Origin of the sequence: Pseudomarimonas arenosa (assembly GCF_014841215.1) — a bacterium.
Lineage (GTDB): Bacteria > Pseudomonadota > Gammaproteobacteria > Xanthomonadales > Xanthomonadaceae > Pseudomarimonas > Pseudomarimonas arenosa.
Genome location: NZ_JACYTR010000009.1, coordinates 14602 through 27573, shown reverse-complemented (window position 1 = coordinate 27573; position 12972 = coordinate 14602). Strand labels below are relative to the sequence as shown.

The following is a 12972-nucleotide window of genomic DNA, read 5'->3' as shown; positions in this document are numbered from 1 at the left end:
AGGCGCCCAGGCTGGCGGTGCCTGTCGGCGCGAGCTCATGAAGTATCCGGGCGAGAGCAAGCGCGACGTTTCGGTTCACCCCATGCCGCCATTCACCCCAATCACCTGACCATTGATATAGCCAGCCGCATCACTGGCCAGAAAGGCCACCAGGGCGGCGACTTCTTCCGGTTTGCCGGCGCGTGCCGCTGGAATCATCTGTTTGATCTGGTCGGGGCTGAACAGGCTGTCGCTCATCGATCCGGCGATCAAGCCCGGCGCGACGACATTGCAGGTGATGCCGCGGCTGGCCATCTCCCTGGCCAGCGAGCGCGTCGCGCCGTGCAGACCGGCCTTGGCGGCGGCATAGTTGGTCTGACCGCGGTTACCCAGCACGGCGGCGACCGAGCTGATCGATATGATCCGACCAAAGCGAGTGCGCGCCATCGGCAGCAGCAAGGGCTGGGTGATGTTGAAGAATCCGTGCAGGCTGACATCGATCACCCGCTGCCACTGTGCCCGGCTCATGCCAGCCATCGGCGCATCGTCGTGCACGCCGGCGTTGTTGATCAGCACTTGCACCGCGCCCTGTTCCAGAATGGTGTTGAGGGCGGCCAGGCAGGCATCGGCATCCACCACATCGAATTGCACCGATTCGGCCGAGCCGCCGGCCTCCTGGATATCGGCAACTACCCTCTCCGCCCGTTGCAAGCCGCTGTTGGCATGCACGATGACGTGCAGGCCCTGGGCGGCCAGGGCCAGACAGACCTGCCGTCCAATATCACCGCTGCCACCGGTGACCAGGGCGCGTCGCTTGCTCATGCGGCTTCTCCGGGGTCCTTGATCACTGCACAGCGACCGCTGGCCAGCAAACGGCCCTGTGCTTCGATGCGAAACCGACTCTGCCAGCCGCTGCCGCTATCGACCACATCCTCAACATGCACATCCAGCGGCTCGGCAATCTGCTCGATGCGATCGCAGTGCAGCTCCACGCCGCGCAGCGACACCAGCCAGCCGGCCGCTGCGCGCTGCCCGGCCTGCGCGGCGCACAAGCCGCCGTGCACGGCCATGGCCTGCGCACCGTACTCGCAGAGATGCACGGCTGCGAGTGCCGCCCCCTCGCGCAAGGGATGGTCCGGGGAGCGATGCGAATCTGCCTGCGCATGCAGGCCCTGTTGATCGAAGGCAAGCACCCGATCGAGCAGACACATGCTGCCGCGATGCGGGATCAGCGCTTCGACCTCGACTCGGGTGGCGGGGAGCTTGATCATCGACGGTTCTCCGGAGCAGGGCCGGGTGCGCCAAGCAGAAAGTAGGATGCCCCGAAATGGGCCACAACGCCGAGCGCTACCGTAACGCCCAAGTGGCGCAATACCGGGATCTCGGACAAGGCCAGCAAGGCGAACACCCACAGCGTTGAGGTGGCACATAGCACCAGCGCGTGCAGGGTCTGGCCGCGCTCAGCCGAGGCCTGCCTGGCGCGCTCAAAGAACAACGCGTAGTCGAGGCCGAGGCCGGCACCCAGCACCATCGCCACCAGATGGAACAGCGACAAGGGCACGCCGGCGCTGTGCAGAATAGTGACCACAAACAAGGTGCCCAGCGCCACCGGCAGCAGCACTCGACTGGCACGGCGAAGCGAGCCCAAGGATATCGCCACCAATACGCTGAGAATCAGAGCCGCCAGCAACATTGCCCATAACACCTGGGTTCGCCAGGCCGAAGCGAGAGAGTTGGCTACCGATTTCAGATCGATCAGAGCAAGGTCCGGATGGGCGTCGGCAAGCGCCTGCAGCGCGGCCAGGTCCGCCGGCCCCTGCAGCTGCACCAGCGCGGAATGACGCGACGCACCGGCAGCGCTTTGCGGCGCCAGCAGCAGGCCGCCAAGGCGCAGCTCCAATGCCGTTCCCTGCAAGGCTTCGACTTGCAGCGGTGGCAGCTGTCGGGCACGCTCGAGCGCCGCCAGGAACGGCGCAAAGGCATCGGCCTTGAATGGCAGCCCCTGGCTGGCGGCACGCAAGCTCGCACGCAGCTGATCGGCCGCTGGCAGCGCGGCCTGACGTTGCAACTGGCGCTGCGCCGAAGGCAGATAGCGCGCAGCAAGATCGTAGCCAGTGATCGCTCCTTGCTGCACCAGCTGATCGAGCGCCGGCATCAGCGCCTCACTGGCCTGCAGCACGCTATCGGTCGAGTCGCCCTGCAGCTGCAACAGCCAACGCACATCGGGGGCCGCCAAAGCCTGGCGCAACTGGCGGTCACGCTGCAGCAATTCCGGCGGCAGCGGCGTCAGGGCGGCCAGGTCCTCCTGCCAGCCGGGTGACGGCAACCCAAACAGCATGGCCAGCAGCACTGACGCCACGCCCGCTGCAAGCCCGACTCGACGACGCGGAGAAGCCATCGTCGGCCTCTCGGACAGGGTGATACTCGGCACCTCGGCGGGCAGCGGCAGCAACCAGGGCAGCACGAAACGTGTAGCCAAGGCGGCCAAGGCCAGACCGGAAACCGTCAGCACGGCGAGCTGCTGTAGACCGTCGACGCCAGTAAAGAAGAACACCAGATAGGCCAAGGCACTGGAAAAGGCGCCGGTGGCCAGGGTCGGCCAGATCCGCCGCACCGACTGCTGTGCCGGCTCACCGGCACGGCGGTGGCTGAACAGGTGTACCGGGTAGTCCTGTGCCACGCCGAGCAAGGTCAGCCCGAAAGCCAGGGTGATGCCGTGCACAGTGCCAAACAGCCAGGCGGTGACCAGCAATCCGCCCAGCCCGGCAAACAGCAGAGGAATGATCCCGACCAGGGGCAGCCAGACACTGCGATAGGCCAGCAGCAAGAGGACAAACAGCCCGAGCCCGGCCAGGCTGCCGTAGAAGCTGGCATCGCCGCGAGTCCGGTTCGCCATCCGTTCGGCGAACGCACCCGGACCACTCACTTCAAGGCCAAGATCAAGCGCCACTTCTGAACTCATGGTTTCATCGCAGCGCCCGGCCGCGGCCGACTCCGCTTCGAGCACGGCACAGTAGGCCTGCCTCAGCGCTTGCAGCGCTGCCTGCTGCCCACTGGGATCGAAGCCCGGTGCAGCGGTTTCCAGCACCAGTAGCGCCTCACCGGCCCTGCTCATCCAGACGCCATCGTGGCGCTCGGGCTCAGCAGCGGGCTGCCAGGTCTCGATGACGCGCAGCGTCTCCAGGGTGGGATCGGCGGCGATCAGTGGCGCAATCATCGCCGCCGCCGGCGAGGCCAGGTCGAGCAGACGCTGCTCCAGTGCATGCCTCAGCGCCGGTTCGGCAAACACGCCTTCGCCTGCCCCGGGTGACAGCAGATAACGATAGTCGAGCAGCGCTTCGGGCAGCGCATCGAGCCCCTCGTCACCATTGCCCGACCAAACAAAGTGATCAGAGTCGACGAGCGCCTCACGCAGGGCGCGCGAGCGTTCGGCCAACCGATCGCGCTCGTCTCCGTGCAGGGCGACCAGCAGCAGTCGCGCCCCCGGCCCTTCGCCAAGCTGTTCGATCAGCAGTCGTTGGGCGTCGCTGCGCGGCGCCGGCATGAACAGACGCAGATCACCGCTGAGCTGCAATCGCGAGGCCAATGCCCAGGCCAGCAAGCCCAGTACGACCAGACAAATGGCCAGGCGAGCCACATGCCGCCCTTGCACGGCGCCTGCCTTCGGCTGGCTCATTGCGCCGCCGGGTGCGCCTGACACAGGGCGTCGCGCGCCGGTTCGCTTTCGGCCCGAGCGGCGGCGGCGGCGACCTCGCCCAGCCACATGCGGCTGGCCTCGCCATTGCTGAGCTCGAGATCAAAGCAGTGCCAATCGCTGCCGCTACCTTGCAGGCGCAGCGCTCGCACTCGTTTTGCCAGACGCGCCTGCCGCGGCAACAGCTCGATCTGCCAAGCCTCACTCGGGCCGGTCAAGTGGATCTGGTAGTGCTGTGCCAGTCGTTGCTGATCACCCGCCAGCAGGGCATCGAAGCTGGCCGCCAACACCGCCAGTTCCGGCGCACGACGCAAAGAAAAGTTGCGCGTCGCTTGCCCCTCGCGCTCGACCCGCACGCGATCAGCAGCAATCTGCATCGTTTCGCTGGGCGGCCCGTCGATCTGCTTGATCAGCACATCAGCCGCCGGCCGCCGCAGCGCACCTTTCAGCAGCAACGGCTCGGCCAACAGATTCGACTCACGGCGCTCGAAGAATGCGGTCTCGGCCGGTACCGGCTCGGCCAGCGCAGCGATCAGCGCATCGAGCTCAGGCGCGACCTGAGCCGTGACCGACGTCGACAGCAGCAGGATCAGCAGCAGAGCGATCCGACTGCGACACGCTTTGCGTTTGCCAGAAATCATAGAAATTGAACCAGTTGAGCGGTGCCAGTCGAACATAGTGTTCAAGTCGTTCCGCATAGCGAGCCTGCAACGCCAGCAAGGCCGAGGCGCGTTCTCGCCGCGGCACCTGAATTTCGGCATCGAACATTTCGAAATACAGATCGTAACGCCGTCCGCCCCGGTACAGGCCAAAGCAGAGCAGCACGGGAATCTTCAACGCGGCGGCGATCAGCCAGGGCGCCGACGGAAACGGCGCCGGCTCACCAAGGAAGGGCACGCGCTGCATCGGCTCGCCGGCACGCGCACGATCAACCAGCAGGCCGATCAGGGCGCCTTGTTCGGCTGCCGCACCGATGGCCAGGGCGATCTGAGCACCGTCCTGCCGCGCATCGATTACCGTCGCCGCAATCTCCGGGCACAGCTCGTTCAACAACTGGGTGATGGCTGCATTCTGCCCCGGATCCATCACCACTCGCACGGTGACGTCGTTGCGTTCGCGCGACAGTACACGCAAGGCCTCGAAGCTGCCGTGGTGAGAGCCGAACAGCAGCACACCGCGCCGCTGGGCAATGGCGGCGTTCAACTGCTCCCGGCCATGTACGCGAATATCGAAGCGCCCGAACTGGCCCGACAGCATGAATACCCGGTCGAGGATGGTGGACGCAAAGCTGTGGATGTGGCGGGCAACCTGCCAGGCGCTGGCCGGCCTGCCGTACACCCGGCGCAGAAAGGCGCGCGATGCACGGCGCTCCGGGCCGCGCACCAGAAAGAAGTACAGGGTTATCGGAAACAGGCAAAGCCGGGCGATCATCCGCCCGCCGAACTGGGCAATGCTGCGGATCAGCCACAGCGCAAAGCGGCCACCGCCCTCGGGCCGCTGTTTCCACTCAGCAGCCATCGTCCGCCTCGGCCTGCCGCAACAGCAGATCACCACGAGCAATCAGCTGCGCACCATCTACCACTTCGAACTTAACGCGCACATCCGCCTCGTGATCGGCAGCCTGCCAGTGGATTTCGGCAGGCTGATCGGGCAGCAGAGGGCGCAGAAATTTCACCTGCGGCAGTCGGCAAAGTCGCAGATCGCCGCGCACGGCACGCACCGCCGCGACCACCCGATCAAGAATCAACACCCCGGGCACCAGCGGCTGCTGCGGAAAATGCCCCGGCAGGCAGGGATGGTCGGCCGCGATGCACAGCGGCGTCGAGGCCTGGCTTGCCGGGGTACTCATCGCGCCCGCCAGAATTCCGGGCCGAGTGCACTCATCCGCCGCAGAAAGGCGATCAAGCCACCGTAGTCGTGCTCGGGGAAGCGCCATTGGCGATAGCCGTACTCCAGCAGAAAGAAGCCAGCAATCAGCACGTAGTTCAGCACGTTGGCAAACAGCGACCACCAGCTGGCCGGCAGACCTGGCCCGTCCCAGCCCAGGCCAATCAACCAGCCGCCGGGAACGGCAAACACCGCCAGCAGCAGATTGATCGCCGCCAGACTCAGCAACAGGGTCGCCCAGACCTGGGTCAAGCGGCGTGCATAGGCTGGCACCTCGGGATGACGCACCTGACCATCGTTCAGGGCCCGCACCATACGCTCGATCAAGGGCATCGCCCCGGGCCTGAGGCTGCGTGCAAAGTACAGGCCGACCATGGCATTCAGCACGACCGGCGGCAGGGTCAGCAGCAAACGCAGCCGATCCATCGCGGCCAGGCCAACCAGCAGGGCCGTGCCCAGCAACAGCAGCAGGCTGGCGCGGCCGGGTCGATCACGCAGGGGCATGACGACGAGCAGCAACAAACTCATCGACGCCGCCATGGTCAAGGCCGGCGACTGTAAGGTCACTGAAGCATGCGCCAACACCGGAAAGGCCAGCGCCAGCAGCACGGGCAGCATTCGACTCAAGCTGGATTCCGCCGCTGGACGCGCCCGACAGTGTGTCTGCAACGACGAGCTACGCAGCCCAGGCGCGTCATCGGGCGTGTAGCGGCCCTCACCCGCCGAGTGAGGTAGGCGACGTTGGAACATTCGAACTGCATTAACGCTTTGCTCGGAGATGCAAGCGGTCAAAGGCGGAATCTAGCTTCATGCGGCGCGCTGCTGCTCGATGTGCGCCGACAGCGCCGACAGCGAACCGAAGATGCGTCGGTTATCTTCGTTGTCCGAGCGCAGCTGAAAGCCATAACGCTTGGAAATGGCCAGCGCCAGTTCCAGCGCATCGATCGAATCCAGGCCCAGGCCATCGCCGAACAGCGGCTGCTCGGGATCAATCGAACCTGGTTCGATATCTTCCAGATTCAGGGCCTCGACCAGCAGATGGGCGAGCTCATTTTGTGCAGGGGTTTGCTTCGACATGGGATACACAGGATCGTTGCGGGCCAGAACAGCACGGCCGGAGTAAAGCGCGGCAGTGTATCATTCGTGAAACGCTGGTTGCTTGGTTTCACTTCGTCGTTTTCGGCTTTCCTGCTTACATGAACCCTCACTCTCGCCCGGATAAGGATGTCATCGTGATTGGCGGGGGCCCGGCAGGCAGCACGGCCGCCATCGCCCTCGCGCAGCGCGGCTGGCGCGTGCTGCTTTGCGAAAGGCAGCAGCACCCAAGGTTTCACATAGGTGAATCACTGCTTCCGCTGAATCTGCCCATCTTTGAGCGACTCGGTGTGCTCGAACGCGTCGCCGCGATCGGCGTGCGCAAACCGGCAGCGGATTTTCTTGGCGAGTCGGGCAGCCACAACGGCTTTCGCTTCGAGCGTGCCCTGCAGCCGGTAGCCGATCACGCCTTTCAGGTGCGCCGCGATCAATTCGATCAGCTGCTGTTCCAGCGCGCGGGCGAGGTCGGCGTCGATACTCGACAGCTCTGCACAGCCACACGAGTGGAACGCCTACCCAATGGCCATATGCAGGTGGAACTACAGGTTCAGGGCGAATCGCAGCGCATCAGCTGTGGCTACGTGGTCGATGCCAGCGGGCGTGACACCTTGCTGGGCCGCCAGCAGCAGCTGAAGCAGCCACACCCGCGACATCGCTCGGCAGCAATCTATGCGCACTTCCAGGGCGTGGAACGGCGACCGGGCGAAGACGCCGGCAACATCTCGATCTATCGGCTGCCGCAGGGTTGGATGTGGATGATTCCGCTGCCCGATGGCGTGATGAGCGTGGGCGCAGTGTGCTCACCGGAGTATCTGAAGCAGCGTCGCAGCGAGCTTGATCAATTCCTGCTCGACACCGTGCGCGCGCACCCGGAGGCGGCCCGCCGAATGCGCGCAGCGCAGGCGAGCAGCAGCGCCGAAGCCACCGGCAATTATTCCTACCTGTGCACGCAGATCGCCGGCCCGGGCTGGGTGATGGCAGGCGATGCCTATGCCTTTGTCGATCCCATCTTCTCCTCCGGTGTATTCCTGGCCATGCACGGCGCCGAGAGAGCGGCCGATATGGTCGACCAATGCCTACGCCAACCGCGCGCCGAAGCGCGCCTGCAGCGTGTTTATCGGCGCCATATGGATGCCGGACTACGGACCTTTTCCTGGTTCATCGAGCGCTTCACCACGCCAGCCATGAAGTACCTGTTCGAGCATCCACGCAATGCCTGGCAGATCGAGCAAGCGGTGATCTCCATGCTGGCCGGCGATGTGTTCGACAACAAGGCCGTGCTGCGGCGTCTGATCGCCTTTCGCCTGCTTTTTCGGGCGACCGCACTGGCGCTGCGCTGGCAAGCCTGGCGACTGGCGCGGCGACCGCTGATCAAGGGGACGGTCGGCGGATGAGCGCACGCGCACTACCGATGCAGAAGGCCGGCCTCAGCCCGCGCTACCTGCGCTGCCAGGATCCGCGCCAGCTGCTCGCTCCTGACGTGTTGGCGGTGTTCGGCTTTGGCCGGGCCGCGCCGGCCGATATCGGCGATCCGCGCTATCTGCGGGTTGATCTGGAGCCGCTCAACGAGGCTCAGCTGTTTGAGGTCTGGACGGTCGATCAACCGGTGCGCACCTGGCAGATCGGCAACGCCCAGGGCGCCTGCAGTGAAACGCTATGTTTTGGCTGGATCAACCAGACCGAAGGCAGCGGCGCGCCTGAGCTCACCATCCGCGATGCCGCCGAGCAGGCCTATCGCAGTCTGATGCAGGCGGTGCAGGCCAGCGATCATCGCCACCTGTTGCGCATCTGGAACTACTTCGATGCCATCACCGAAGGTGACGACGATCGCGAACGCTATCGGCAGTTTTGCGTCGGTCGCGCTGCCGGGCTGGCGCTGGAGATCGACCAGCTACCCGCCGCCACCGCGATTGGCGAGCACAGTCAGCCGCGGCAACTGCAGGTGTACTGGATCAGCGCAGGCCAGCCGGGCATCGCCATCGAGAATCCCCGGCAGACCCCGGCCTATCACTATCCGCGCTGCTACGGGCCAAAGTCACCCAGCTTTGCCCGCGCCATGGCCGCTGGCAGCGAGCATCCGATGCCGCTACTGATCTCTGGCACCGCCTCAGTGGTGGGCCACGATTCGCATCACCGCGAAGATCTGGCCCTGCAGGTGGCTGAGACCTTCCGCAACTTCGACGCCCTGCTCGGCAGCGCCTGTCAGCGCGGGCTCAGCAGCCGGCCGCGTTTCGATCAGTCCAGTCTGCTCAAGGTCTACCTGCGCGATCCGCGGGACCTGCCGCAGGCCGATGCCCTGCTGCGCCAGTACCTCAGCGACGATGTGCCGCGGCTGTTCCTGCACGGCGACATCTGCCGGCGCGAACTGCTGATCGAAATCGACGGCTTTCACGGTATCAGCTGATCGATTCGCCCGACCGGCCCTTTCGATAGATCTCCGGCCGGTGAATCTGCATCAAGGGCCGCGCATCAGTCACCGACTGAAAACCAAACGATGTGTACAAGGCATGGGCATCGCGGGTGGCCAGCATGATCCGGCGCAAATTCGCCACATCGGGATGCGCCATTGCCGCCGCAATCAAGCGTCGTGCAATGCCGCCACCGCGAAACGCCGGCAACACAAACACATCGGCCAGATAACCAAAGGTGGCATAGTCGGTAACCACGCGGGCAAAGCCGACCTGCTGCGCTTCAACGTAGGCGCCAAAGCACAGGGCATGATCAATTGACCTGTCGACCAGGTCGCGCGAGATTCCGGCTGCCCAATAGCTTTGCTCACTGAGAAACCGATGAATCATGGCGCGATCGAGTCGATCTCGATCGCTATCGATATGCACTGCTGCGCTCGCCATGGGCTGACCTCGGGTCGACTGCGCGCATCATCGGCACCCACTGCCCGGCTGGCAATATCCCCTCTGAGCCAACCAGACAAGCACGGCGGGCGTCGCTGCATCCATCCCCGCGCCAGCTGCGGAAGCCAAAAACTGGCAATCGAATCTGGCACGAGTATATTGGCCATAGACGCTCGCTCCGCTTCCCATGACCAACTACCGAACAGGAGTTAGCAGTGAAAGCGAAATCGCCCCTCACCGCGCGCAGCGCCGCGCTCGGCCTGCTTTTGTTTGCCGTAGCCGCCCCCTCCTTCGCCGCCTGCGACGGCCCGGCGTGGCTGAAGCTGGAAATCGTCGCCAGCGAAATCGCCGGCAACCCGATCGGCGAGTGGATCGAAGTCGACGCCAACGGCTGTGTGCTGAGTCACTATCCGTATTGGCAACGGCAGTCCGGGGTCTACCAGCGGCAGCTGGACGCCAAGGAACTCGATCAGCTGCGTGGCATAGTGAGCCAGAACCAGCTGCTGCAATTCGACACCAGCCGTGAACGCGAAGCCCTGCAGCAAGCGGATCGCGACTTGGCCAAGCGGAGTGGCGAGTACAGCTGGTTTTCAATGGAAGGGGCGAATCTGTACCGTCTGCAGGTGGTCGAGGACGAGCGCAGCAACCTTATCGAGTGGGCCACGCCGGCTGGCGAACTGAAGCTGCGCCAAGTGGCACTGCAACAGAAAGGCTTGCGGCCCGAGGGCATGCAGGGACTGCAGCGTCTGGTTGAGTCGATTCGCTCACTGCGCAGCATCGCCGCCGACCCGCGCAAGCAGAAGATTGCGGAGGTGACGCCATGAACTCTCTGCGAGTTTGTATCGCGGTTGCCCTGTGCCTGAGTGCCGGCTCCGCGCTGGGCGGCGCATTCACCGCCAGCAGCAATACCGGCTTTCCGATCACGGCAGTGATGCACCCGAAGGGCTATACCGGCAGCGGAGGCAACGTCAATAACACCGTCTGTCTGGATACCCGGGTGCTGCCGACCGGGGTCAGCGCAGCGACCGTCGAAGCTACCGTGCAGAAGGCGGTCAGAACCTGGAATCGTCAGCGCGCAGTGACCGGCAACCTCAGCCTGCCATTCGGCAACAACGACGTCACGGTCTTCCCGCAGATCGACTACGAGTCAACCCTGGCGCATGAGATCGGCCATTGCGTCGGCCTGGCCCACCCCAATCTGGCCACCGAATCAGGCCTGCCCAGCGCTGATCGCAACTACACCCAGGCCCGGGTCGGCGTGAACACCGTTTTCGACTTGGACGCTGGCACCGACACGCTGAAAGGTTCGTCCGATGATGTGCGCGGGGACGACGTCAATCGGTTCTGGTTCCGCAAGGGCAACAATGACCCGATGGCCTTTCCCAGCATCATCGATCCCAGCACCTTCTCGGTCTCATTGAGCGATCTGCCAATGGGGCACAGCTATGCCGCCAACGGCGATCGCGATGTGTTGAATGCACTCGGCTACCCGAATACCGAGTCAGTGATGCAGCAGGGCCAATTCAACAACGAAGCGCAGCGCAGAATCACCCCCGAAGATCAGTCCACTCTGCGCATCGGCATGGCCGGTGTCGACGAAACACAGGGCACGGGCGACGACTACACCCTCAGCCTGAACTACATCGGCCAGGTCTCCTCGGACAACGCCTGCGATATTCAGATCAACTTCAACCCCGACGGTGATTTCGCCTACTGCTCGTTTGGCGCGACGACGATCAACAGCTCACATCTGCGCATCACCGTGGCGACCGTGAGCCTGGATCGCGACACCGACTGGTACTTCAGCCCCACCGAGAACACCCAGATCAGCGTCAGCACCAATCCCAGCCCACCGGCGACCGGCACCAGCAATACCATGACCGTCTTCGTCGATCGCCTGTTCGGCGGCATGACCGGCACCCCCGACGGCAATTTCGAAGTGCAGCTCGGCAATCAGACCTGCACCGGCACGCTCAGCGCCAGCGACACCGATACCAGCACCGGCAGCTGCTCCATCACCCCAAGTTCCACCGGCACGCAAACACTGAGCGCCTTGTACCTGGGCAATGCCGGCTTTGATGCCTCGGTCGTCAGCCAGTCGGTGACGGTGGGCAATGCTGCCCCTGCCGATCAGGTGTTCTACAGCGGATTTGAGGGCTGAGTACGAAGAAGCCCCGCCGAGGCGGGGCTTCCCTTTCAGCCTGAACGTGTCGATCAGCTGCGACGCGAGACCAGCACCACGGTGAAACCCATCAGCAGGGTCAGGATGGCGAGACCAAAGCCATTCATGGTCGGAATCACCGCTGCCGAGGATCCAACCGAAACCGTGCCGGCCGCCGGCCCGCTATTGCCGAGGTTGGAAGTCAGATCGCCGGAGCTGATCGACAGGATGCCCGCCGTGGTGGCCACGACGTTGGCGCTGACGGTGCAGCTGGCACCCGCCGCGACCGTACCACCGGTCAGGCTCAAGGTAGTGCCACCGGCCGCCGCCGTCACCGTGCCACCGCAGCTGCTGTTGCCATTCGGCTGGGCACTCAGGGTCATACCAGTCGGGAAGGTGTTGCTGAAGGCCAGGCTGTTGGCCGGTACGCCATTGGCACTGTTGTTGATGGTGAAAGTCACCGTACCGACCACATTGGCCGGCAGCGGCGATGGCGATACCGCGACGCTGAACAGCGGCGGAGTACCGACCACGGCGCAGGGGATATTCTGCATTTCGTAGGCGAAATTGCAGATTTCCTGTGCAGAGGTATTGGTGACGACCAGGATCAGGCTGCTCATTGCCGGCACTTCGGCGCTGAACGAATCGGTGATGCTGGAGCCGACGTCGCCAACATAGTTGGCCGACTGATTCGTCGGGTCGTAGCTGCCCACATAGAGCGAGGCATGCGCATTGGTGTCGCAATCGGTGGCCAGATTATTGTCGGGATTGGGATCAAAGTTCACCGTCACGCACTGCGCAGTGCCGCCGCTGTTGGTGAAGGTGAATGCTTCGTAGTTGTAGGTCGTGCCTGGATTGAAGATGCCCGGATAGGCCTTGCTCGGGCAGGAGCTCGGAATCGCATCGCGGAAAATTCGTCCCATCTGGGTATTGCTGCCGGTGAACGCGGTGGTGGCCGAACAACTCGGCAGACCCGCCTGAACAACCGAACTTGCGCCCAGCAGAACCGCACCCAACGCCATCGTTCTCAACATCATTGACCTGATCCCCTTCGGTGATGAAACACGACGCCCAGGGCCAAGCCATGCAGGCTGCAACCCGAGCGCAAACTTGGCGAACGCATCCATTGCCGTGTCTTGGCGACACTCGCGACCAGCTCCCGCCCGATCGCATCCTGTGTGGCGAGCTTACGCCGGTTTGGCGCTTCACGCAGCCTTGCACCTTGCGGCAACCTGGCAAGGATAGGGATAGCGGGTTGGAGACCAAGTGAAAGTCGATTGAGCGGCTTGACGGTTGGCGCGGCC

Annotated in this window: 14 protein-coding genes; 4 read left to right on the top strand and 10 right to left on the bottom strand. The window is 64.1% G+C overall.

Annotation, left to right across the window (positions count from 1 at the left end; genetic code table 11):
- Positions 1-75 precede the first annotated feature (75 nt).
- Genes fabG through IFO71_RS06590 form a run of 8 tightly spaced genes read right to left on the bottom strand, consistent with a single transcriptional unit; the run spans position 76 to position 6637 of the window.
- Entirely contained in the window at positions 76-801 is a 726-nt protein-coding gene (gene fabG / locus IFO71_RS06625; RefSeq protein ID WP_192028764.1) for a 3-oxoacyl-ACP reductase FabG, read from the bottom strand.
- Complete coding sequence (locus IFO71_RS06620; RefSeq protein ID WP_192028763.1) at positions 798-1250, bottom strand: hotdog family protein; 453 nt, start codon at positions 1248-1250, stop codon at positions 798-800. The genes fabG and IFO71_RS06620 overlap by 4 nt, the downstream gene beginning before the upstream one ends.
- Positions 1247-3655, bottom strand: a complete 2409-nt coding sequence (locus tag IFO71_RS06615) for an MMPL family transporter (RefSeq protein WP_192028762.1) — start codon at positions 3653-3655, stop codon at positions 1247-1249. The genes IFO71_RS06620 and IFO71_RS06615 overlap by 4 nt, the downstream gene beginning before the upstream one ends.
- A complete protein-coding gene (locus tag IFO71_RS06610) occupies positions 3652-4314 on the bottom strand; it encodes a LolA-related protein (RefSeq protein WP_192028761.1) in 663 nt (220 codons plus the stop codon). Before IFO71_RS06610 ends, IFO71_RS06615 begins: the two co-directional genes overlap by 4 nt.
- Positions 4220-5191 carry a lysophospholipid acyltransferase family protein gene (locus tag IFO71_RS06605; RefSeq protein ID WP_192028760.1) on the bottom strand — a complete coding sequence of 324 codons (972 nt, stop codon included), beginning with the start codon at positions 5189-5191 and terminating at the stop codon, positions 4220-4222. The genes IFO71_RS06610 and IFO71_RS06605 overlap by 95 nt, the downstream gene beginning before the upstream one ends.
- Positions 5181-5522 (bottom strand): ApeI family dehydratase, encoded by a 342-nt coding sequence (locus IFO71_RS06600; protein ID WP_192028759.1) that lies wholly within the window; start codon positions 5520-5522, stop codon positions 5181-5183. Before IFO71_RS06600 ends, IFO71_RS06605 begins: the two co-directional genes overlap by 11 nt.
- Positions 5519-6310 carry a COG4648 family protein gene (locus tag IFO71_RS06595; RefSeq protein ID WP_192028758.1) on the bottom strand — a complete coding sequence of 264 codons (792 nt, stop codon included), beginning with the start codon at positions 6308-6310 and terminating at the stop codon, positions 5519-5521. Before IFO71_RS06595 ends, IFO71_RS06600 begins: the two co-directional genes overlap by 4 nt.
- A 57-nt stretch (positions 6311-6367) precedes the next feature.
- Complete coding sequence (locus tag IFO71_RS06590; protein WP_192028757.1) at positions 6368-6637, bottom strand: phosphopantetheine-binding protein; 270 nt, start codon at positions 6635-6637, stop codon at positions 6368-6370.
- 155 nt (positions 6638-6792) lie between these two features.
- On the opposite strand from IFO71_RS06590, the gene IFO71_RS06585 reads away from it, so the two are divergent.
- Both IFO71_RS06585 and IFO71_RS06580 read left to right on the top strand, forming a co-directional pair.
- Complete coding sequence (locus IFO71_RS06585) at positions 6793-8049, top strand: NAD(P)/FAD-dependent oxidoreductase (RefSeq protein WP_332309333.1); 1257 nt, start codon at positions 6793-6795, stop codon at positions 8047-8049.
- On the top strand, positions 8046-9059 hold the full coding sequence (locus tag IFO71_RS06580) for a chorismate transformation FkbO/Hyg5 family protein (protein WP_225444452.1): 1014 nt from the start codon (positions 8046-8048) through the stop codon (positions 9057-9059). Before IFO71_RS06585 ends, IFO71_RS06580 begins: the two co-directional genes overlap by 4 nt.
- Here the strand turns inward: IFO71_RS06580 and IFO71_RS06575 are convergent.
- Positions 9052-9507, bottom strand: coding sequence for a GNAT family N-acetyltransferase (locus tag IFO71_RS06575; RefSeq protein ID WP_192028755.1), 456 nt, complete (start codon positions 9505-9507; stop codon positions 9052-9054). The genes IFO71_RS06580 and IFO71_RS06575 overlap by 8 nt on opposite strands.
- 215 nt (positions 9508-9722) lie before the next feature.
- On the opposite strand from IFO71_RS06575, the gene IFO71_RS06570 reads away from it, so the two are divergent.
- Entirely contained in the window at positions 9723-10331 is a 609-nt protein-coding gene (locus IFO71_RS06570) for a hypothetical protein (protein ID WP_192028754.1), read from the top strand.
- Complete coding sequence (locus IFO71_RS06565; protein ID WP_192028753.1) at positions 10328-11668, top strand: Ig-like domain repeat protein; 1341 nt, start codon at positions 10328-10330, stop codon at positions 11666-11668. Before IFO71_RS06570 ends, IFO71_RS06565 begins: the two co-directional genes overlap by 4 nt.
- A gap of 53 nt (positions 11669-11721) precedes the next feature.
- Here IFO71_RS06565 and IFO71_RS06560 read toward each other — a convergent pair whose 3' ends face one another.
- Positions 11722-12705: a DUF7933 domain-containing protein gene (locus tag IFO71_RS06560; protein ID WP_192028752.1), complete on the bottom strand. Its 984-nt coding sequence runs from the start codon at positions 12703-12705 to the stop codon at positions 11722-11724.
- Positions 12706-12972 lie beyond the last annotated feature (267 nt).